The organism is Halomonas sp. HAL1 (genome assembly GCF_030544485.1).
Lineage (GTDB): Bacteria > Pseudomonadota > Gammaproteobacteria > Pseudomonadales > Halomonadaceae > Vreelandella > Vreelandella arctica.
Genome location: NZ_CP130610.1, coordinates 1,094,090 through 1,112,186, shown reverse-complemented (window position 1 = coordinate 1,112,186; position 18,097 = coordinate 1,094,090). Strand labels below are relative to the sequence as shown.

Here is an 18,097-nt window from a genome sequence, read left to right as displayed (position 1 = left end):
GCTACATGGTGACGAGAATGCCGCCACTGACCTTGAGGCCGTGGATGATCCCCTGGTTGAGGGGACCGTTGAGCACGGCGGCGCCCAGCGCGAACAGCGACGGTAGAGCCTGCGTCGTGTGCTTCCCTTGTACTAATCACGGAGGGCAGGCCCCCTTGCGCTCCATCGAATGCAGCATGGGGTAGAGGGTCCTGGGGCTCAGTCGATAGCCGTGGGGCAAGGTCAGCGTCGGGTAGCCCCACATCATTCCCCAGACGCCTCCTGTGGCAGCGCAAGAGCCATCAGGGCGCTGGCCGCCACCAGAGCGGCCGAGATCCACAGACAGGCGGCCAGGCCATACACCTGGTACACCCAACCGGAGAGTAGTGTGCCGGCGAGGCGGCCCATGGCGTTGGCCATGTAATAGAAGCCCACGTCCATGGAGACGCCATCGGCGCGGGCATAGTGCACGATCAGGTAGCTGTGCCAGCTGGAGTTGACGGCGAAGAGCACGCCGAAGGCCAAAAGCCCCGTCACCAACCAGCCCACTTCGGCCAGGGGCAGCAGGGCCAGCAGCGCTGGCAAGCCGGCCAGGGCCAACGCCCAGAACACGGTGACGGCCCGCGCCCCGCCCTTGACCAGGCCGGTGAGGCGCGGCGCCTGGGTCTGCACCCCACCATAGCCGATCACCCAGATAGCCAGCAGGCCGCCCACCGTCCAATGGCTCCAGCCGTGCTGGTCGTAGAGGAACACCGGCAACGCCACCACGAACCACACGTCCCGGGAGGCGAACAGGCATAGCCGCGCCGCCGAGAGCACGTTGATGGCCCGGGACTTGGAGAACACCTCGGTGAACTTGGGCTTGCGCTTCTGGCGACCCAGGTCAGCCTTGAGCCTTATCAGCGACAGCGTCAACACCGCGACGAGCATCAATGCCATGGCGATGACCGCACCGCGGAAGCCGATCAGAGTCAGCAGCAGGCCGCCGAGGAAGAAACCGGCCCCCTTCAGCGCGTTCTTGGAACCGGTGAGGATCGCTACCCAGCGGTAGAGGGCACTGCCGGCACTAGGGCTGTCCTTGGGCACCAGCACCTTGACCGCGCTCTTGGCGCTCATCTTGTTGAGGTCCTTGGCGATGCCCGAGAGCGCTTGGGCGGCCATCACCCAGGGCACGGTTAGCGCCGCGGCGGGCACCATCAGCATGACCAGCGCGACGATCTGCAGGCCGAGGCCCACGTTCATGGTGCGGTTGAGGCCCAGGCGTGCCCCCAGCCAGCCCCCACCAGGTTGGTGACTACGCCGAAGGCCTCGTAGAAGAGGAACAGCAGCGCCACCTCCAGCGGTGAGTAGCCCAACTGATGGAAGTAGAGCACCACCAACATGCGCAGGGCACCGTCGGTGAGGGTGAAGGCCCAGTAGTTGCCGGTGATCAGCAGGTACTGGCGCACCTCGAAGGGCAGCCCCTTCAAGCGGATCCCGAGCTTCCCTGCCTCAGACATGGCCCACCTGCTCACTCCCCACCTTCATCGCCAGCTCGGCGGTCCGGTTGGCGTAGCCCCACTCGTTGTCATACCAGGCGTAGAGCTTGAGCTGGGTGCCGTTGACCACCATGGTCGAAAGCGCGTCGATGATCGAGCTGCGCGGATCGGTACGGTAGTCGATGGAGACCAGCGGGCGCTCCTCGTAGCCCAGGATGCCGGCTAGCGGCCCTCGGCGGCGGCCTTCAGAGCAGCATTGACCTCGTCCACCGTCACCTCGCGTTCGAGTTCGAAGACCATGTCGGTGAGCGAGGCGTTGGCCAGGGGCACCCGCACGGCGTGGCCGTTCAGCTTGCCCTCGAGCTCGGGAAAGATGGCGGTGATCGCCTTGGCCGAGCCGGTGGTGGTGGGAATCAGGCTCATGCCGCAGGCACGGGCTCGGCGCAAGTCCTTGTGGGGGGCGTCGAGGATGGTCTGGGTATTGGTGATATCGTGGACGGTGGTCATGGAGCCGTGGCGGATGCCATAGGTCTCGTGGATAACCTTGACCACCGGCGCCAGGCAGTTGGTGGTGCAGCTCGCCGCGGTGACGATGCGGTGTGTCTCAGGATCGTAGCGGTCGTCATTGACCCCCATCACCACGTTCAGCACGCCCTCTTCCTTCACCGGCGCGCTTACCACCACCCGACCGACGCCCTGGTCCAGGTAGGCCTGCAGTTTCTCGCGGGTCTTGATCTTGCCCGAACACTCGATGACAACGTCGCAGCCCGACCAGTCGCTGTCGGCCGTGGCGACCTTGGAGGTAAAAGCCAGGCGCCGACCGTCGATGAGGATGTCCGCCTCGGTGGCGTCGATTCCCTTTCCCGGTGCCCAGTGGCCATGCACCGAGTCGAACTCCAGCAGGTGGGCGAAGGTGGCAGCGTCACCGCCCGGATCGTTGATCAAGCCGATCTCGACCTCGCCCGATTCGACGGAGCGCCAGAGGCTGCGCAGCGTCAATCTGCCAATGCGTCCGAAGCCATTGATACCAATACGCAGAGTCATAGTTACCTCGCTTTGAATTTAGTCGTGGGTCTCGATGGATCGAGGTTCAGCGCTCGATGTCGTCGCGCTCCTGGATCTCCAGCCAGAGCAATAGCCGATGACGGATTTCGGCCAGCGCCTGCTCGTAGGCATCCCACCGCTCGATAAGGCGAGGATCGCGGATATCCCAGTAGAGATACTCATCACTGCTGCCCTGCCAGTCACGGCATGCCTGCTGGGCCTTGTCACAAAGCACGATCACCGAATCGAAATGCTCACCGGCGAAATCGCCCAGGGACTTGCTGGCGAGCCCCTGAGTGTCGATACCTAGCTTGCTCAAGGTAGCCAAGGTGATCTCATGGGGGCGATCCGGCTCGGAACCAGCGCTGAACGCCTCAAAGCGGTCTCCCGCCAGGTGACGTAACAGGGCTTCGCCCATCAGGGACCTGGCCGAGTTGGCATTGCACAGGAACAGAACACGTCGCAGTCTCATCAGTTGACCCTCATTGATGCGGGCTTGCATATGTGCGGATAGAAAGATGTTGCGTGCTGCTAGGACGTTCTACGCTTCTACCTTGAGTGAACGACTTGACACGCCCCCAATAATTCCATAATTTTGGAAATATGGAAACATCAAACGTAATCGAGAGCTTTTCCGCTCTTGCCCAGGAGACACGCCTGGCGGTCTTTCGCCTGCTGGTACGCCAGGAACCGGATGGGCTCGCCGCCGGCGAGCTCGCACGGCAGCTATCGGTGCCCCATGCCACGATGTCGGCGCACCTGTCTGTGCTGTCGCGGGCAGGTCTGGTGGTATCCCGTCGTCAGGGGCGCTCGATCATCTATCGGGCGAATCTAAACCACATGCAGGAAGCCATCCGCTTCCTGGTGCGCGACTGCTGCGCGGGGCATCCGGAGGTGTGTGGCCCCTTAGCGGAGTCCCTGATCGGTTACACTCCGAATCAAGATAAGGAATGAAACAGTATGCTTCCCCAGATCTATCACAACCCGAACTGCGGCACATCACGCAATACCTTGGCGATGATGAGGGCCTCTGGTGAACCTCCCGAGATCATCGAATATCTCAATACGCCCCAAGCCGGGAACGCATCGTGGAGCTGCTGGCGAAGATGGGTATCTGCCCTCGGGATCTACTGCGGCGCAAGGGAACCCCTACGAGGCATTGGGGCTGGACGACCCGGCGTTGACGGATGATCAGCTGATCGATGCCATGCTGGCGGAACCGATTCTGATCAATCGACCGATCGTGGTGACACTGAAGGGTGCCAGGCTATGCCGACCATCGGAGACGGTGCTGGATCTCCTTGACCACCCAGTAGCGCACTTCATCAAGGAAGATGGTGAAGTCATCCATTACCCAGGAATCGCGCCATGAAAGACATCAAGATGCCGGCAGACCTCCCCAATATTGATCCTTCCCAGTTGCGTTCCATCGACACGACACTGTTGGCAGGCCCCGAGACCCCCAGCATGCGCCACGTATTTTGGTGCTCTACGGATCCCTGCGAGAACGATCCTACTCACGTTTCGTTGCCGAGGAAGCCGGGCGACTGCTGCGTTGGTTCGGATGCGAGGTGCGGACTTACAACCCTAGCGGCCTGCCCTTGCCGGATGATGCGGGGGCTGACCACCCCAAGGTTCAGGAGTTACGCGAGTTGGCCGAGTGGTCGGAAGGCATGCTGTGGGTCAGTCCCGAACGCCATGGTGCCATGACGGCCATCATGAAGGCCCAGATCGACTGGATTCCGTTGTCACTAGGCGGCATTCGTCCCACTCAGGGAAGACCCTGGCCGTGATACAGGTATCAGGCGGGAGCCAGAGCTTTAACGCGGTTAACCAAATGCGCATCCTCGGTCGTTGGATGCGCATGGTGACGATCCCCAATCAGTCTTCGGTACCGAAAGCTTTCAATGAATTCGACGAAGATGGCCGCATGAAGCCCTCTCCTCTGTACCTCCGCATAGTGGATGTTTGCGAGGAACTGACCAAGTTCACCCTGATGATCCGAGGACGAAGCGACTACTTGACAGACCGCTACTCTGAGCGAGTGGAAAGCGCGGAAGACGTTTCTCGGCGCGTGAATCAATGTGCCATCTGATAGGAGTCACACCATGACCGCACTCCAAGAATCCCAAGCCCCAAGCGCCACCGAGGGCATGGGTCGTTTCGAGCGTTATCTTTCGGTATGGGTGGCGATGGCCATCGTCGCCGGCGTACTGCTGGGCCAGTTCGCCCGGCGGTGCCCGAAACCCTCTCGCGCTTCGAAGTCGCCCAGGTGTCGATCCCAGTAGCCATCCTCATCTGGGCGATGATCTTCCCGATGATGGCGCAGATCGACTTTACCGCTGTGCTCGGTGTGCGCCGCCAGCCCAAGGGGCTTGTCATCACTACCACGGTGAACTGGCTGATCAAGCCCTTCACCATGTTCGCCATCGCCTGGTTTTTCCTGATGGTGCTGTTCAGGCCCTTCATTCCCGAAGAGCTGGCCAGCCAGTACCTTGCCGGTGCCATCCTGCTGGGGACCGCGCCATGTACCGCTATGGTCTTCGTGTGGAGTTACCTGACCCGCGGCGATGCTGCTTACACTCTTGTCCAGGTGGCGGTCAACGACCTGATCATGCTGTTCGCCTTCGCCCCCATCGTGATCCTGCTGCTCGGCGTGTCGAACATCCAGGTACCCTACGACACGGTGGCGCTGTCGGTGGTGCTCTACATCGTCATCCCGCTGGCCGCCGGTTACCTGACCCGGCGCACCCTGATCGCCCGTCGCGGCATCGAGTGGTACGACAACGTCTTCATGAAAAAGGTAGGACCGATCACGCCCATCGGCCTGATTATCACCCTGGTGCTGTTATTCGCCTTCCAGGGCGATGTCATACTCAACAACCCGCTGCACATCGTGCTGATCGCCATCCCGCTGATCATCCAGACCTTCCTGATCTTCTTCATTGCCTACGGCTGGGCCAAGGCGTGGAAAGTGCCCCACAATGTCGCCGCCCCGGGAGCGATGATCGGTGCCAGCAACTTCTTCGAGCTAGCCGTGGCCGCCGCCATTGCCCTGTTCGGCCTGCAGTCCGGCGCGGCGCTGGCCCACGGGGTGCTGGTGCTGTGGAGGTGCCAATCATGTCAGAATCAGAATCGCCAACAACACACGGGGGTTCCCCGTCGTTCGCCACGGTTCACACGGGATGCTGAGAAAGTCAACGCCTAGCCGAGAAGCTACGTGATCAGGGTAGCCTGGCGAGCCATCACCCAGCGTAGTCCCTCTTGTCCTGGCCAATTCCACAGCTTCCCGAGCATGAACCAGGTAGTCCGGTTCTCCTTCGCTTTATCAACGGCGGCCAAGTAAGCGGCTATGGCTTCAAGTGTGGTTATGTAGGGCCTATCAACCAGTTAATCCGTTGTGAGTTTTGCTTGTCGCCCACCTTTCAATTTCGCATAGCAACCAGATAATCCGGATACCCTTTTTTAAATAACCGCTGCGTCAGCATCGCCTCTTTTTCAACAAGCGTTTCCGCCACCACTGGTGCGGGTAGCAAAAAGCGTTCACCGCCGGTTTTATCCGCCATCACCATCACCGCATCGTAACGGTTAGCCGAGCCGTCCCGGGCAACATTCCCCACTAACGAGACAAAGCGATGCTGAGGCCGCTCAACACGGCTTAGCGCTTCTACCGCTGCCCGCACCGAACGCCCGGTGCCTAACGAAAGCGTCAACGGCTCACTGCGTTCAACCAACTGCGCCACCCGCTCGGCGGCTGCCACGGCTAGGTAAGAAGCCGCACTTTCGGCGGCGTGGTTATCGGCAGGAACCACGTCGCAGTAGGTCAAACCAAAGTGATCACGCAACGTGCTGCCTAGCGCCATACAGTTAGAGATCGGGTGATCAATATGCACTTTCACCAGCCCCTCCTGGCGAGCCAAGGCTAACAAGCGCTGCACGCCTGGCCGTGAAACACCCAACTGGCTGGCGATCTCATCCTGGGTCATTCCCCCCACGTAAGACATCCAGGCGGCCCTGGCCGCCTGGTCCAGCTTTACCTCAAATTTATCCATATAATGGCTCACTTAATGAGTACTGAAACATCATCATACAAAGCTAAGCCCGCGACCAGTAGTCGTCTATCCGCTAACATACGTGTAGTACAGCGCTTGATGATGAATGGATTGCAGAGGGGATTAGCATGTACAAATTGGCTTTTTTTGTTCCCGTGGAAGATGCCGACAGCGTTAAGCAAGCCGTGTTTGAAGCTGGTGCCGGGCGTATGGGTGCGTACGAGAGTGTCTGTTTTCAAACCCGTGGTACGGGGCAGTTTCGCCCGACCGAAGGTGCCCACCCGCACATTGGTTCGGTGGGCAGCCTAGAAAAAGTCGAAGAGTTCAAAGTGGAACTAGTCTGTGATGACGCACACATCCATGGTGCTATCGAGGCCTTGAAACTTGCCCATCCCTACGAAGAAGTCGCTTATGATGTGTGGCAATTAGCCGATCTATAGCGAGTTGACGCAGTGGCAGTGTGCCTTATGCACTGCCAAAATAGCGTTCCCGATCTTCAGGCGTCACCATGCTGATATGCAGCGGAAACTCGTTATGGGGGCGGTCAGCGTAGAAGTGCCGTAGCGTGCGCTCAATGGTCGTAAAGGCCAGTTCATCCCAGGGAATTTCGTGTTCCTCAAATAGCGCAACTTCCAGGCTTTCCGGTCCGGCGCTGAAGCCGCCGATTAATTCGGCACGAAAAATCATATAAACCTGATTGATATGCGGTAAATCAATCAGGGTATAGAGGTTGGCCAGTTTGACCTCGGCACAGGCCTCTTCGCGGGTCTCTCTGGCGGCAGCCTGCTGGGTTGATTCAGCGTTTTCCATATAGCCAGCAGGCAGCGTCCAGTAGCCTTTGCGCGGTGAAATTGCACGCTTACAGAGCAATACCTTGCTACCGCTAACGGGCAGCGTGCCGGCCACAATACGTGGATTCTGATAGTGAATCGTCCCGCAGGCATCGCACAGGTAGCGTGGGCGATCATCGCCTTCGGGGACTGCAAAACGCACCTTATCACCACAGTGGCTACAAAAGTTCATCGCGTATTCTCAACGGCTAGTGAATAGAAGCCTCGACGCGCTTGACGTCAATGACCGCTGCTGGGTAAAAGAGAACAAAGTTACTGGATGCCCTATGTTAGAGAAACTTCGCAATCAGCTGCAACAACTGACGCCTCAACGCTTAGACCACGTGGTAATGCCCGAGGCTGCGGTACTATTGCCCATTGTCGACCGGCCAGCACCTACCCTGCTGTTTACCCGCCGCGCCAGCCATTTGAGTACGCATAGCGGCCAAGTAGCATTTCCTGGTGGTAAGCGCGAGCCCTTCGATACTGATCTTTACGCCACTGCGCTGCGCGAAGCAGAGGAAGAGATTGCCCTCGACCCAACCCTGGTACAACCCCTGGGGCGGCTGTCGGATGTTATTTCGCTGCACGGCATTCGCGTTACCCCTTGGGTCGGTATCATTCCGCCTGATTTACCGCTGGTGGCCGACCCAGGTGAGCTAGACGCTATTTTTGAAGTGCCGCTCAGCCACTTCCTGGACGACCATCGCACCCATACCGATGTCATCACTGTCGATGGCGTGGCGCACTACGTGCCCAGCTATCACGTGGACGGCCATGTCATCTGGGGACTTTCAGCGATGATGCTGGTGGAGCTATTGGCCGAAGGCTTTGGGATGCCGATTGATCTGTATCAACGCCCCTTGGGCCCGCTGCGCCATTATCCGGAACGTAAAACTCGTCTCTCTTCTCCATCTACTAACACTTCCCGCCCAGCCCCATCGAGATCCAACAAATGACCCCCAGTGTTGCTACGTTTTCGCCTGCGCTCCAGCCAGCGACGCAAGTTGCCCTTGTCGATGCGCTGGTTGAGCAGGGCTGGTATGTGGGCCGCGAGGTGATTGACCTTGAGCTCTGTGAAGCACTGAACCATGAACTACTGCATCGAGCGGCCTATAACGGGTTGGACGAAGCGGGCATTGGCCGCGGCCAGCAGCACCTGTTGCGTAAGGATATCCGCGGTGACGCCATTCATTGGCTGGACCGTGAAAGCGCCGCCCAGCGGCGTTATTTAGATGCCATGCGCGAATTGCAGCAGGCGCTCAACCATGCGTTGTTTTTGGGTTTATTTGAGTACGAAGCCCACTTCGCTCACTACCCACCCGGCGCTTTTTATCAGCGCCATGTGGATAGCTTCCGCGGCCGCGCTAACCGCGTGATCTCTACCGTGGGTTATCTGACGCCCGACTGGCCAAGCGATGGCGGCGGTGAAATGGTGATTTACCATCCTGACGACCCCAGCCAAGAGGTCGCCCGTGTCATACCCGAAGCGGGCACCTTCGCCTGCTTTCTATCTGAAACCATTCCCCATGAAGTGCTGCCTACTCGCTGCCCGCGCACCAGTATTGCGGGCTGGTTTCGGCGCAATGCCTCGCTGGGTGGTGTGCTTGACCCCGCGCGCTAACACGCCCAAGCCTTATCAGGTTAACGGTACAATTTGACCGTTAGCCCGCTCCAGCACTTCACGTACCTGTTCGTAATCCGCGCTGCTGGGGCCACCCTCGTGGTGCTCTATAAGGCCGACGACGTCCAACAGCGTGTCCATGCCATAAGCGGTTTCATCCGTGGCGGTAAACGCCTGGACATAACCTCGCTCAGCGGCATCCCAGCCTACCTTGATCGGTGAATCGATAATATTGACTTGGGTGCCCACCGGCACACGCCAGAATACCGCTTCAATATCTTCCGGGTGCATACGAATACAGCCGCGGCTGGCCCGCATGCCAATGCCGTCCGGCTGGTTGGTGCCATGGATCAGGTAACCGGGGATATCCAGCAAAATAGCGTACTGCCCTAGCGGGTTATCAGCACCAGGCGGTACAACTGATGGCGCGGGGTCGCCACGTTCGGCGGCTTCACGGCGAATCGACTCAGGCGGATACCAGGCTGGGTTTTCAAGCCGCATAGTGGTTTCGGTAATTCCCAGCGGGGTGTTATAGGCATCGCGTCCAATACCAATGGGATAGGTTTCTACCCGCGGCGTTTCGCCCTCTTCTACCTCGGGGTAATAATAGAGGCGAAGCTCCGCCACGTTAATGACAATGCCGGTACGCGCTTCATCGGGCAGAATAAACTGACCGGGAATCGTCACCTCGGTGCCTTCGCCCGGCACCCAGAGGCTGGTATCCGGATTGGCCATACGAATTTCTTCGTAGCCAACATTATGCGCTCGGGCAATATCCATCAGCGTATCTTCTTCGCTGGCGGTGACGGTATATACCTCGCCCACCATATTGCCTTGCTCCGGAAGCGGGAAATGACCTTTGGGCAGTTCACTGCTGTCAGCGGCGGCAGTGGACGCTAATAGCCATGCTCCCAGCGCGACACTACTGACACAGACCTGCTTTATACGTCGTAAAGGGTGGTACTGGGAAATCATCGTCAGGTTTCTCCTTTTAGGGTAGGAATATGACGACTGGGGCGAAGCAGGTCAATTCGACAGACTGTCGCACAATGACGCGGGGACAGCCTCACGTGCTGCACTGCCATAAACGTAGCCAACTAAAAGTTTTAGTGAATTGGTTGTATTTTTGATCACAACGACTAATCTATTAATTGTCTTAGCGCAGTGACGCGCATGGCGGCGTTAATTACTCAAGCGTAATTAACATACACAGGAGTAATAGCACTGGCGTTGTAAAGCTACTTTAAAGCACAGCTAACACCCTCTGCTATTGATTTATGCGGGCTATTTCGCGGAGTCGTTAAGCCCAATGAAATCGCAAGGAGCAAGTAAAATGAAAATGATCAAACCCGCCTTTCTAGGTACTCTCATGGTTCCAGCCGTTATGTTTGCTGCAGGCACCGTTAATGCCGAAGAGAATACCACTACCATGGAAGCAACCTACCTGACCGAAACACCAGAAGGTACTTTTCATGCTGATGCCTTAACCGGCAATCAAGTCAAGAGTAGTGTCGAAGATGACGAAGACATCGGCACCATCACTGACCTTGTCATCGGTGAAGATGGCCAAATTAATGCGGTGGTAGTAGGCGTTGGTGGTTTCCTAGGTATGGGCGAGAAAAATGTCGCTATCGAATGGGATTCACTTGAATTAACCAAAGACGAAGATGGTGAAGATTACATCATTACCGTTAATGCTTCACAAGACGCACTAGAATCTGCAGAAGAGTATAACCGTAACGGCGACTTGGAAGACGAATAAGCTTACTTCAGTCATATAAGACAGTCATACAAAAAGCCTTGGCAATTGCCAAGGCTTTTTTATTGCTTTTAATTTAGTACTTAAAGAATTACTTTATGGCTAGCTTTTATTTAAAAGCCATAAAGGTTCACACATAATCGCGATGCGTGAACCAGAACGCTGATTAAATTAGCCCTTTAACTTAGCCGTCATGCTAATGTCAGCTTTAAGCACTTTTGAAACGGGGCAATTAGCTTTCGCCGTTTCCGCCGCTTCCTGGAAAGCTGCGTCGTCGGCGCCACTGATGGCGGCGACTACATCCAGATGGATTTTAGAAATATCAAATCCTGCATCGCTCTGGGAAAGAGTGACTTTAGCGCTGGTTTCAATAGAATCAGCGGTATAGCCTTTCTCACCTAAAATCATGGAGAGCGCCATGGAGAAGCAGCTGGCGTGTGCTGCGCCAATCAGTTCCTCAGGATTAGTGCCTTTTTCATCTTCAAAGCGCTTGCTGAAGGAGTAACTGGCATCTAAAACGCCACTCTCGGTTGAAATGGTGCCTTTGCCATCCTTAAGACCACCTTCCCAACGTGCGCTAGCTGTACGATCCATAACAACTCCTTGTGTGTGCCAATATGCGTAAACATATTGTCAGTGTAAGTGTCAGTGTGGGTTCGGCGAGGATTGCCGCTTGACCACCTCACCAGCGTAGCTGATTTTTTGTTTCTCTGCCGCCCCCCTTACTTCCATCGCTTCCATCAACTCTCGTTCAGCCGTAAGCTAGTTAGCTACCTAACTGCGTTACTTATTTGATGTTAAGGACTCGCCATGTCGTCGGCTGATGCGCTGCGTTTGATACTGCTCTCTTCTCTGTGGGGCCTTTCGTTTATCTTTATGCGCGTAGCCGCCCCCGAATTTGGCGCGGTACCGTTAGTATTGGTACGTATGGGAATTGGCGCACTGCTGCTCATGCCGCTGTTGATCAGCCTGCATTACCTGCGGTTGATTTGGCAGCATAAGGGCCCGCTGCTTTTTTTAGGTATTGTGAATCACGTGCTGCCTTTTTCGTTACTGGCACTTGCCACTACGCGACTAGAGGCGGGCTTTACCTCATTAATTAATGCTACCACGCCGATTTTTACTGCGCTGATCGGCGCGCTGTTTTTCGCTACCGCCATACAGCGCCAGCAGTACTTAGGCCTCGCCCTGGCACTGCTGGGGGTCTATGTACTCTCTGCGGATCGACTCGATTTCGCCCTGGGCGGCGACGGCTGGTTTATTTTGGCTGTCTTAGGCGCCACGTTTTGCTACGGCATTGCAGGCAATTATTCTAAAACGCGCCTTGGTCACCTACCCACACGTGTACTCGCCGCAGGCAGTAGCGCCATGTCAGCGTTAGTGCTGCTGATTCCTGGCATTCTATTATGGCCAAGCGAGCCCATTAGCACTCTGGCCTGGGGAAACGCACTGGCACTGGCAGCGCTAAGCACCACCCTGGCCTTCCTGCTCTACTTTGGCTTACTCGCCAGCGCGGGCGCCACCGCCACCTCAACGGTGACGTTCCTGGTGCCGGTAAGCGCGCTAATATGGGGTTATCTACTGCTCGGAGAGACGCTAAACGCTCAGATTATCGCGGGCATGGTCATTACCCTCATCGGCACGGCAATCGCCACTAAACTGCTACGCGTCAAGCGTCGCGAAACGCCGCCACCAGTCTATCCCCCACACGAATAATGCTACCTGCGCCTTCGATCAGCGTGGCGTTCTGGCCAAAGTGGGCGCCTTTCAAGGCGGGCTGAGTATTAAGCTCAATCAAGGTTTTTAGCGGCTCAGCAGGGGCTGGTACTGCCGCCGTATGCTGATCGATAGTAGTGATCTTGCAGCGCTTGCAGGGCTTGCGCAGCGCTAGTTGGAAAGCTCCCTCTTGCTCAGAAAGCGTCGCCCAACGGTCTTCAGCCCACGCTTCATCGCTCTCTACTACAATATTGGGCCGGAAACGGTTCATGGGCACTGGCGCGCCCCCTTTTGCCACCAACGCCTGATTGAGTGCATCCAACGAGCCCGTGGACGTTATCAGAAACGGGTAACCATCGGAAAAGTAGGTATGCGCCGCTCCACCGTCAAGAAAATCCTCTTCCACTGCCCGGGTAAACTCGGTGGCAAAACGCACTAAGCTAAGCCCTTGGGCCTGATCGCCCAGCGCGGCAACCAGCCAGCGTGAGATGTCTTCGCTTTCTGGCAGCGCTTTACAATGATCGCTCCACACGCTGACCAGGCGCAGATTCCCCTCAGGCTCGGCCAGCGGTACTTTCATCGGCTCAACGCTGGGGTGTGAAAGCACCAAGTACTCGTCGGTGAGGGCTACCTCAATGGTCGCCAGCGCCGGTAGCTGGCGTTGGGTCATAAAGCGCTGATGAGCGTCGACCAGCATCCAGCGGCGATCCCACTCAAGCCCGTGCTCTTGCAGGACACTTTGGTCAACGCTGATGCCTTTTAGCGATTTAACGGGGTAGATGGTGAGTTGAGTAATCTGCACGGCAGCCTCGCGACAAGTAAAAAGACTACTTTAGCCACTCATGATGGCGATCGCTACTCGAAAGCATGGTTTATAAAACGTAGCCTATAGCGTCATGCCTGTTTCGATACGGTAGCCTAAATCCACCACTTTCTGGGTCAGTGGCTCACCGCGAATACGCGCTAACAGCTGACCCGCTGCAGCTTCGCCAATGGCCTGACGCGGTGTCACCACGCTGGCCAAGCGTGGTGTCATCACATGGCCCACATCGTGGCCATGAAAGCCCGCCAAGGCGATGCGCCCAGGCACCTCAATACCGCGTCGTTGGCATTCAAAGTAAGCGCCTACGGCAACGTCGTCATTGGTACAAAACAGGCCATCCGCCGCTGGGTAGTCAACTAACACCTGCTTGAGTAGGGCAGCTCCCACGCTGTAAGAAGAGCGTTGGGTGCTTTGCAGCGTCACCGGCGGTAATCCGTGCTCTTCCATGGCACGACGGTAGCCCAACTCACGCTGCCGGGTACGTTCATCCAACCGCACCGCCAGATAAATCACTTGGCGACGACCGCGGCGGATCATCTCACTCACCATGTCATAGGCGGCTTGTACGTTGTCGTAGCCCACGGTCTGTTGTAGCGGAGGGCGATGGGTGTCCATGATTTCGACAATCGGGATACCGGCGGTTTCCAGCATACGCAGGCTACGCGGCGTGTGATCACGGTCAGAAAGGATAACGCCATCGACGTTATAGGAGAGCAATGACGCTAGGCTGCGCTCTTCAAGCTCAGGGCTATAGCCATAGTGAGAGAGCATTAAGTGATAGCCCGCGGGTTCCGTTAACGCCTCAATGCCGACAATGATATCGGCGAACACTTGGTTGGTCAGCGACGGCACCAGCACGCCAATCGAATGACTGGTGGCCCTGGAAAGTAAATCGGGCGCACGGTTGGGAATATAGCCGATCTGTTCGGCAATCGAGAAAATGCGCTCACGAAGCCCTTCCGAAACCGTTTCAGGTTCGCGCAGGCAGCGGCTGACCGTCATTTTGGTAGCCCCTACGTGGTCGGCAATGTCCTGGAGGGTGGGGCGTTTTTTCTTCAAGGGGGTAACTGCCTTATGCAGTGAGGGAGCATTGAGGCCGCCCTTCAATCAGCGGCGGCCTCAATACCTATTAACGCTTTTGCCTAGTGAGCGTTAGCCTAGTGTGCGGCTGGGTAGCAGTAACGTGGCAGCAAATTGATCGACGATTTGCATGGGCGACAGGGCAATGGAGGCGTTAAACGCCTCCTCTTCATCAGGCGGTTCTAAATCAGCCAATTGACTGGCCAACATGGTATCGCCTTTGAAGAAGTGCCCTGCTCGGGTCTCTAGCCGCTCAAGCAGCAGCTCTTGCGTGCCCTCTAAGTAGAGAATCTGCAGCGCTGAGTCACCTTGGCGCAGTCGGTCACGGTAGCGCCTTTTCAACCCTGAGCAGGCAATCACTAGCGACGCATCTCTGGCCCGATACTCGGCGAATAGCGCCGCCAACGTATCGAGCCACTCGCTCCGGTCATCGTCATTGAGCGGTGTGCCACTGGCCATTTTGGCTACATTGGCGGGCGAATGGTAATCGTCGCCGTCAATGAACGTCGCCCCTACGGTTTGGGCCAACTGGCGGCCAATGTGCGACTTTCCAGAGCCAGACACACCCATTACTAAAATGCGATGTGAGAGGGTCTTCACAGAAGCTCTCCTATTCATTACCAAGAACCTCAGTTACCGCGCACGGCAGTCAAATCCGGCAGCCAAGTAACGATACCCGGGAAGGCGATCAGGATCACCAGCACGACGAGGAGCGCTGCGTAGTACGGCAGCATCGCTTTGACCAACGACTCCATAGAGACTTTACCCACACCACAACCGACGTAAAGGCAGGTGCCAACCGGTGGGGTTAGCAGCCCGATGCCCAATACAAAGGCCATTAGTACGCCAAAGTAAGCAGCATCAACACCTACCGAGGTCACGATCGGTGCAAGCATAGGCGCCATGATGACCATGGCCGGGGTTAAGTCCATGACAAAGCCCACCAACAGCAGCAACGTTGCCACAATCAGCAGTAGTAGGAACGGGTCTTGGGTAATCGCCTGCACTTGGCTGACCAGGGTCTGCGGCACCATATTGATGGTCAGGAACCAGGCAATCACCGTAGCGAATGCCAGCAGCATCATGACCATGCCGGTCAAACGAGCAGTACGAATCAGCATACCGCCGAGCTCTTTGATCTTGAACTCACGGTAAACCACCAGCGAGATAGCCAGCGCATAAAGCAGTGCCGCTACGGCCGCTTCGGTCGCGGTAAATACACCGCCAATAATACCGCCAATCACGATGACCGGGAGTACCAGCGCAAGCCAAGCGTCTTTGAAGGCTTTCCAGAGGCGATCCCAGCGGAACTTCTGCACACCGCCGCCATCTTTTTTGGCAAGAATATAGGTGGTCACCATCAGCGCAAAGCCAATCAACAGACCCGGAATGATACCGGCAATAAACAGGCGGCTAATCGAGGTTTCAGTGACGATGCCGTACAGAATCAGCGGGATGGAGGGCGGAATAATGATCCCGATCACCGAGGACACGGTGTTGATCGCGGTTGCATTCGCCGCGGTGTAGCCCTGCTCTTTCATGGAGGGAATCATCATCGCGCCGGTAGCGGCCGTATCGGCCACCGCTGAGCCACTGATGCCACCAAAGAACATCGAACCGGTAATGGCAACCTGCCCTAGCCCACCGCGCATAAAGCCGACCATAGCGCCAGCCAGTTCCATCAAGCGACGAGCGATGCCACCATTACTCATCACCTCACCGACTAAAATAAAGAACGGGATGGCGAGCAGCGGAAAGCTGTTCACCCCACGAATCGACTGTTCGATCATGATCGACAGCGGAATATCTGAAAGTACCGCCATGACCAGCGCCGCCACGCCTAAACCAAAGGCAATGGGCAGCCCAATAACGATAGAGACCAATAAAATGGCCAGGAAAATCCATAGCATGATTAGCGCTCCCGCTCAGAGTGGCGAATAACGTTAAGGCTGACCCACATCCGCCACACCGCTACCACCGCAATAAAGATGACACACAGCACCAGCGAAAGGCTGATAAAACTCAATGGCACATCCATAATCGCTGAGCGCCCGCTTGAACGCGACAGCACTTGGTAGCCACCCCAAATCATTACCACCATTAGGCCGGTAATAATCAGGTGCTGCAGTAAATAGAGCATGTGCGCCAAGCGCAGCGGCAAGCGCCGCACCAAGGCATCAACGGCAATGTGCTCGTAACGGGAAAACGCCGCGGCGGCCCCGATAAACACCAGCCATATAAACAGCATACGCGCCAGCTCATCCGCCCACGGCAGGGAGTAATTAAACAGCGCGCGCCCTACCACGTTGCAAGAAACGGACACAATCAACGCCGCTAAAATAGCGCCGATAAGATACTCCATACCTAAGGTAAGCCAGCGGAACAGCGCCGGGCCTTGGCGGGCATCGGTATCGATTTCCAGAAGCTTGCGGTTGGGGTCGTCTAGATACACCGAAGGATCTTCAATCGGCGTAGGAGAGTTAGGGGGTGTAGAGGAGAGTGACATAGGAACTCCAGGGGCACTAACACATCGGGCAGGCACGTTGCCTGCCCGATGGCGCGCTAAACGTAAGGTTTAGTTGCTGCTCTCTTCAACGATCTTTTGGATATCGGCGATCAGGTCTTCACCAATGCGCGGCGCCCACTCTGCATATACAGGCTGAACGGCATCTTGGAAAGCGGCTAACTGCTCGTCGTCCAGGCGGGTAATTTCCATACCGCGCTCTGCCAACTGATCACGTGACCAGTCATCGTACTCAGCTGACAGCTGAATTTCATAGTCGGCTGACTGACGCGCTGCTTCCAGTACCAGTTCCTGATATTCGGGTGCCATGCGCTCCCAAGTACGCTCGGAAAGCATCATGATAAAGGGAGTATAGACGTGGCGTGTTTCGGTGCCATAATCCTGAACTTCATTAAAATTCGAGGTAAGGATGGTGCTCCAAGGGTTTTCCTGGCCATCTACCACGCCCTGCTCCATCGCAGAGAAAAGCTCACCAAAAGCCATCGGCGTTGGGTTAGCGCCTAAGGCTTCCCAAATTGCCAGATGCACCGGGTTTTCCATGGTACGAACGCTTAAACCGCGCACATCAAGACCTGCTACGTCGTCAGGACTTGCTACCGGGCGAGCACTGTTAGAGAGCTGGCGATAGCCATTCTCAGAAAACGCGAGTGCTTTTAGGCCGGTGCCATCAAAGGCGTCCAGCATGCCTTGGGCCACTTCGCTCTGCATGACGGCAACCGCGGCTTCACGGCTAGGCAGCAGGAACGGCAGGTCAAAAGCAGAAAGCTGTTCAACGTAGCCAGTAGTGGCGGAGCTAGAGGGGTAAGTCATATCCAGCGTACCGGTTTGCAGCATTTCCAACATCTGAACGTCGTCACCTAACTGGCTGTTAGGGAAAACGTTAACCTTAATGCGACCGTCGGTACGCTGCTCCAAAATCTCACCAAAATATTGGCTAGACAAGAACTGTGGCGAGCTTTCCGCAAGGCCGATGCCCATACGTAGTGTGTGCGAACCATGATCGCCGACTACCTCGCCCTCGATCTCAGGCGGATCAGAGAGTTCTGGGCTCTGAGCATGCGCCATACCAAACGTCAGTGTAGTCGCACCGACCAGGGTTAGCGTGCTGCGCCAAATAGTTGTCATCGCGTGATCTCCAAATATTCGTTGTTGTTAACGGTGAATGGGTATGAATTGAGTTGTTACTGG

The 18,097-nt window shown here is 56.7% G+C and carries 16 protein-coding genes and 6 pseudogenes; 9 read left to right on the top strand and 13 right to left on the bottom strand.

Annotation, left to right across the window (positions count from 1 at the left end; all coding sequences use genetic code 11):
• Window positions 1-243: 243 nt before the first annotated feature.
• The 3 genes and pseudogenes from arsJ to Q3Y66_RS05310 all read right to left on the bottom strand — a co-directional run bounded on the left by arsJ (window position 244) and on the right by Q3Y66_RS05310 (window position 2,973).
• Window positions 244-1,478: pseudogene (gene arsJ / locus Q3Y66_RS05320) on the bottom strand (organoarsenical effux MFS transporter ArsJ).
• A pseudogene (locus Q3Y66_RS05315) lies at window positions 1,471-2,501 on the bottom strand (ArsJ-associated glyceraldehyde-3-phosphate dehydrogenase). Before Q3Y66_RS05315 ends, arsJ begins: the two co-directional pseudogenes overlap by 8 nt.
• A gap of 46 nt (window positions 2,502-2,547) precedes the next feature.
• Window positions 2,548-2,973 (bottom strand): arsenate reductase ArsC, encoded by a 426-nt coding sequence (locus Q3Y66_RS05310; protein WP_008958325.1) that lies wholly within the window; start codon window positions 2,971-2,973, stop codon window positions 2,548-2,550.
• A 131-nt stretch (window positions 2,974-3,104) separates the two neighbouring features.
• On the opposite strand from Q3Y66_RS05310, the gene Q3Y66_RS05305 reads away from it, so the two are divergent.
• From Q3Y66_RS05305 to arsB, 4 genes and pseudogenes are all read left to right on the top strand, one after another.
• Entirely contained in the window at window positions 3,105-3,455 is a 351-nt protein-coding gene (locus tag Q3Y66_RS05305) for a helix-turn-helix transcriptional regulator (protein ID WP_008958326.1), read from the top strand.
• A 6-nt stretch (window positions 3,456-3,461) separates the two neighbouring features.
• Window positions 3,462-3,873, top strand: a pseudogene (arsC, locus tag Q3Y66_RS05300) (arsenate reductase (glutaredoxin)).
• An 11-nt stretch (window positions 3,874-3,884) separates the two neighbouring features.
• Window positions 3,885-4,596, top strand: a pseudogene (arsH, locus tag Q3Y66_RS05295) (arsenical resistance protein ArsH).
• 13 nt (window positions 4,597-4,609) lie between these two features.
• A pseudogene (gene arsB, locus Q3Y66_RS05290) lies at window positions 4,610-5,725 on the top strand (ACR3 family arsenite efflux transporter).
• A gap of 243 nt (window positions 5,726-5,968) precedes the next feature.
• Here arsB and Q3Y66_RS05285 read toward each other — a convergent pair.
• Window positions 5,969-6,553: pseudogene (locus Q3Y66_RS05285) on the bottom strand (sugar-binding transcriptional regulator); the annotation flags it as partial.
• A gap of 128 nt (window positions 6,554-6,681) precedes the next feature.
• On the opposite strand from Q3Y66_RS05285, the gene Q3Y66_RS05280 reads away from it, so the two are divergent.
• A complete protein-coding gene (locus Q3Y66_RS05280; protein ID WP_008958201.1) occupies window positions 6,682-6,993 on the top strand; it encodes an NIF3 1 in 312 nt (103 codons plus the stop codon).
• A gap of 25 nt (window positions 6,994-7,018) precedes the next feature.
• Here Q3Y66_RS05280 and Q3Y66_RS05275 read toward each other — a convergent pair whose 3' ends face one another.
• Complete coding sequence (locus tag Q3Y66_RS05275) at window positions 7,019-7,576, bottom strand: NUDIX hydrolase (protein WP_008958202.1); 558 nt, start codon at window positions 7,574-7,576, stop codon at window positions 7,019-7,021.
• Window positions 7,577-7,670: 94 nt separating this feature from the next.
• On the opposite strand from Q3Y66_RS05275, the gene Q3Y66_RS05270 reads away from it, so the two are divergent.
• Complete coding sequence (locus tag Q3Y66_RS05270) at window positions 7,671-8,342, top strand: CoA pyrophosphatase (RefSeq protein WP_008958203.1); 672 nt, start codon at window positions 7,671-7,673, stop codon at window positions 8,340-8,342.
• Window positions 8,339-9,007, top strand: a complete 669-nt coding sequence (locus Q3Y66_RS05265; protein ID WP_008958204.1) for a 2OG-Fe(II) oxygenase — start codon at window positions 8,339-8,341, stop codon at window positions 9,005-9,007. The genes Q3Y66_RS05270 and Q3Y66_RS05265 overlap by 4 nt, the downstream gene beginning before the upstream one ends.
• A 15-nt stretch (window positions 9,008-9,022) precedes the next feature.
• Here Q3Y66_RS05265 and Q3Y66_RS05260 read toward each other — a convergent pair whose 3' ends face one another.
• On the bottom strand, window positions 9,023-9,982 hold the full coding sequence (locus tag Q3Y66_RS05260; protein ID WP_008958205.1) for a L,D-transpeptidase family protein: 960 nt from the start codon (window positions 9,980-9,982) through the stop codon (window positions 9,023-9,025).
• A 358-nt stretch (window positions 9,983-10,340) separates the two neighbouring features.
• Here Q3Y66_RS05260 and Q3Y66_RS05255 point away from each other — a divergent pair, with 358 nt between their 5' ends.
• Window positions 10,341-10,769, top strand: coding sequence for a PRC-barrel domain-containing protein (locus tag Q3Y66_RS05255; protein ID WP_008958206.1), 429 nt, complete (start codon window positions 10,341-10,343; stop codon window positions 10,767-10,769).
• Between the two features lie 168 nt (window positions 10,770-10,937).
• On the opposite strand, the gene Q3Y66_RS05250 is transcribed toward Q3Y66_RS05255, so the two are convergent.
• Window positions 10,938-11,360, bottom strand: coding sequence for an OsmC family protein (locus Q3Y66_RS05250; RefSeq protein WP_008958207.1), 423 nt, complete (start codon window positions 11,358-11,360; stop codon window positions 10,938-10,940).
• 216 nt (window positions 11,361-11,576) lie between these two features.
• On the opposite strand from Q3Y66_RS05250, the gene Q3Y66_RS05245 reads away from it, so the two are divergent.
• On the top strand, window positions 11,577-12,482 hold the full coding sequence (locus tag Q3Y66_RS05245; protein ID WP_008958208.1) for a DMT family transporter: 906 nt from the start codon (window positions 11,577-11,579) through the stop codon (window positions 12,480-12,482).
• On the opposite strand, the gene Q3Y66_RS05240 is transcribed toward Q3Y66_RS05245, so the two are convergent.
• The 6 genes from Q3Y66_RS05240 to Q3Y66_RS05215 form a co-directional block, all read right to left on the bottom strand.
• The gene (locus Q3Y66_RS05240; protein ID WP_008958209.1) at window positions 12,436-13,284 is read right to left on the bottom strand and encodes an MOSC domain-containing protein; all 849 of its coding nucleotides are present in this window, start codon (window positions 13,282-13,284) and stop codon (window positions 12,436-12,438) included. The two genes, Q3Y66_RS05245 and Q3Y66_RS05240, sit on opposite strands and share 47 nt — an antisense overlap.
• Window positions 13,285-13,368: 84 nt before the next feature.
• Window positions 13,369-14,364 carry a gluconate operon transcriptional repressor GntR gene (gntR, locus tag Q3Y66_RS05235; RefSeq protein ID WP_035586901.1) on the bottom strand — a complete coding sequence of 332 codons (996 nt, stop codon included), beginning with the start codon at window positions 14,362-14,364 and terminating at the stop codon, window positions 13,369-13,371.
• Window positions 14,365-14,457: 93 nt separating this feature from the next.
• Window positions 14,458-14,985: a gluconokinase gene (locus Q3Y66_RS05230; protein ID WP_008958211.1), complete on the bottom strand. Its 528-nt coding sequence runs from the start codon at window positions 14,983-14,985 to the stop codon at window positions 14,458-14,460.
• Between the two features lie 29 nt (window positions 14,986-15,014).
• Window positions 15,015-16,295: a TRAP transporter large permease gene (locus Q3Y66_RS05225; protein WP_008958212.1), complete on the bottom strand. Its 1,281-nt coding sequence runs from the start codon at window positions 16,293-16,295 to the stop codon at window positions 15,015-15,017.
• Window positions 16,296-16,297: 2 nt separating this feature from the next.
• Window positions 16,298-16,891, bottom strand: coding sequence for a TRAP transporter small permease (locus tag Q3Y66_RS05220; protein ID WP_035586904.1), 594 nt, complete (start codon window positions 16,889-16,891; stop codon window positions 16,298-16,300).
• A 69-nt stretch (window positions 16,892-16,960) separates the two neighbouring features.
• Window positions 16,961-18,034 carry a TRAP transporter substrate-binding protein gene (locus tag Q3Y66_RS05215; protein WP_008958214.1) on the bottom strand — a complete coding sequence of 358 codons (1,074 nt, stop codon included), beginning with the start codon at window positions 18,032-18,034 and terminating at the stop codon, window positions 16,961-16,963.
• Window positions 18,035-18,097: the final 63 nt, after the last annotated feature.

Excerpts from the sequence above, each read along its gene's own strand:
- Q3Y66_RS05255 (WP_008958206.1), top strand. The coding sequence starts at position 10,341 with ATGAAAATGATCAAACCCGCCTTTCTAGGTACTCTCATGGTTCCAGCC.
- Q3Y66_RS05215 (WP_008958214.1), bottom strand. The coding sequence starts at position 18,034 with ATGACAACTATTTGGCGCAGCACGCTAACCCTGGTCGGTGCGACTACA.
- Q3Y66_RS05220 (WP_035586904.1), bottom strand. The coding sequence starts at position 16,891 with ATGTCACTCTCCTCTACACCCCCTAACTCTCCTACGCCGATTGAAGAT.
- Q3Y66_RS05275 (WP_008958202.1), bottom strand. The coding sequence starts at position 7,576 with ATGAACTTTTGTAGCCACTGTGGTGATAAGGTGCGTTTTGCAGTCCCC.
- Q3Y66_RS05225 (WP_008958212.1), bottom strand. The coding sequence starts at position 16,295 with ATGCTATGGATTTTCCTGGCCATTTTATTGGTCTCTATCGTTATTGGG.
- Q3Y66_RS05265 (WP_008958204.1), top strand. The coding sequence starts at position 8,339 with ATGACCCCCAGTGTTGCTACGTTTTCGCCTGCGCTCCAGCCAGCGACG.
- Q3Y66_RS05245 (WP_008958208.1), top strand. The coding sequence starts at position 11,577 with ATGTCGTCGGCTGATGCGCTGCGTTTGATACTGCTCTCTTCTCTGTGG.
- Q3Y66_RS05310 (WP_008958325.1), bottom strand. The coding sequence starts at position 2,973 with ATGAGACTGCGACGTGTTCTGTTCCTGTGCAATGCCAACTCGGCCAGG.
- Q3Y66_RS05250 (WP_008958207.1), bottom strand. The coding sequence starts at position 11,360 with ATGGATCGTACAGCTAGCGCACGTTGGGAAGGTGGTCTTAAGGATGGC.
- Q3Y66_RS05260 (WP_008958205.1), bottom strand. The coding sequence starts at position 9,982 with ATGATTTCCCAGTACCACCCTTTACGACGTATAAAGCAGGTCTGTGTC.
- Q3Y66_RS05305 (WP_008958326.1), top strand. The coding sequence starts at position 3,105 with ATGGAAACATCAAACGTAATCGAGAGCTTTTCCGCTCTTGCCCAGGAG.
- Q3Y66_RS05280 (WP_008958201.1), top strand. The coding sequence starts at position 6,682 with ATGTACAAATTGGCTTTTTTTGTTCCCGTGGAAGATGCCGACAGCGTT.
- Q3Y66_RS05270 (WP_008958203.1), top strand. The coding sequence starts at position 7,671 with ATGTTAGAGAAACTTCGCAATCAGCTGCAACAACTGACGCCTCAACGC.